At 44.6% G+C, this 1,810-nt stretch carries 2 protein-coding genes and 1 pseudogene; all 3 read right to left on the bottom strand.

Annotation, left to right across the window (positions count from 1 at the left end; genetic code table 11):
- Positions 1 to 450 (bottom strand): annotated as a pseudogene (locus tag HMPREF0670_RS16835) (RHS repeat-associated core domain-containing protein); the annotation flags it as partial.
- A gap of 91 nt (positions 451 to 541) precedes the next feature.
- Entirely contained in the window at positions 542 to 988 is a 447-nt protein-coding gene (locus HMPREF0670_RS14830; RefSeq protein ID WP_044078461.1) for a hypothetical protein, read from the bottom strand.
- Positions 954 to 1,810, bottom strand: an 857-nt coding sequence (locus HMPREF0670_RS14825; RefSeq protein WP_083786906.1) for an RHS repeat-associated core domain-containing protein, incomplete at its 5' end; no start/stop codon positions are given. The genes HMPREF0670_RS14830 and HMPREF0670_RS14825, both read right to left, overlap by 35 nt.

Below are 1,810 nucleotides of genomic sequence, written 5' to 3'. Positions count from 1 at the left end.
CTTGTCGCCGATGAAGTAATGTTTGGTAAAGCGGTTCTTCGTTACGGTGATAATCGGGGCGGGATAGATGGTGTAATCCTCCGTTTCGTGGAACGTGATTCCCTGCGGCGCACCATTTACATATACGCCTTCGAGGTCGCCGTGGCTCTTGACGACACGCTCGCCGGCGGCATTGTAGGTGTATCGGCTCGTCTTGCCGTTGTCCGACAATACCATCAGGCGGTTGTCCTCGTCCCAATACATTCGCCGCTCCGTGTTCAGGCTGTCGTTCTCCACCAGCGTGGGATTACCATTGGCATCGTAAGTATAATGTTCATGCCCTATCTGCGTGGGAGCCGTGGGGTGATTGCTGTCCTCGTACTTATAGGTAAAGTCGTAAGACTGCGCCGTCTTTGTGGAGTCAACCTTCTGCACCTTGGTGAGCGGTTCGCTCATGATGCCGTAGGCCATGTCGAGCTGATACGACGCCGTCTTGGCCTTGCCGTTTGCGTGGATAAGACGGTTCTGTGCATCGTAGGTACTTCCGCCGAGAGTGGTTTTGTTATTTTGTATTTGGCTCTGGCTTTTCTTCATTTCTTAGCCTCCCAGCGGAATCCGTATGATAATATTTGATACCATACACTCTTCCCATTCCCATGTGCAAGACTCGATATCGAGTGTTGGGTACCAATACGGCACGCTTTGGATTATTTATAACCGTATCAATATTAGGAAAGCATGCCTCCACTTGATATTTCGAAGAAATATTATTTAAGTCAAGTGTGTCAATTCCTTTTTCTTTCTTTTTTTCTTTTAACTTTATGTCATAGGAGTAGAATAATTCTTTTTCGCCATCAGGCTCAATATAAAAACCTAACATATCATACACGTAGAAAGTCTGTTTCTCTTCGTCAAACGTGAAGTCATGATTGTCGCATGCACAAAGCGTAAACGCTATTGTTACCAATATTATTCTATTTTTTATTGTTTGTCTCTTTTTTGAATTCATTCCACCATTTATTGATTTGCTCGATTTTGTCTTTCTCATCCAGTTTATCATTCTTAAACAAATTCTCGACAGATGCTTTGAAGTGTGTCTTAACGAAGCGACGGAAAGTATTAAAAGTATCACTCCCTTGCTCAGCCTCTATTTCGCGAGAAGCATCATCGTGGTTGCCTGCCTTAATATAACCTGCTATTGTTTTAAGCAAATACTTTGTCAGGCTCTTATCGCGCGCAATCTGCTTAATGTGTCCCACTTCGTGCGAGAATTCGCGGAACCAGAGGTCATAATCCTGCCCGCCTTTGCTGTTATCAAGATAATATGGCGATACAAGGATTCGTGCATTATCGGGGGAACCGCCAATTGTAATGCAATTGCCTTCGGGTTGCAGAATGACCTCTTCAAGCCTTGCATTCTTCACATACGTAATGGGAACGTTCGCAACCAAAGACAATAAGTGAGCGGCTGATTCCGTAAAGGTATAGTACGTTACTTCATGGGGTATCCCCATTAACGTATTGGCAGAGCCTACTGCTTGGTACTGAACAACGGTTTCGACATGTTTTACAACAATGCCCTTAGGAAACATTCCCATAACATCGATATTCGCAATTGGATTCCCGTTACAATATGTGTACGAACTTACCGACACATACTTTTCCGTTAATTTGTCTACCCCATACCATATACTTGCCATAGGGTCCATGTATCTGGCTCCGTAATAATACAGCCCCGTTTCTTGGTCAAACTCCTTGCCATTGAATTTATACGGCATTTCCTCGCTACTGCTGTGTTCGTCAACGAGCAACTCGCCGTAGGGCAGATAGG

It is taken from the genome of Prevotella sp. oral taxon 317 str. F0108 (assembly GCF_000162415.1).
In the GTDB taxonomy this organism is placed as follows: Bacteria; Bacteroidota; Bacteroidia; order Bacteroidales; family Bacteroidaceae; genus Prevotella; species Prevotella conceptionensis.
This window is presented reverse-complemented; position numbering and strand designations above follow the sequence as displayed.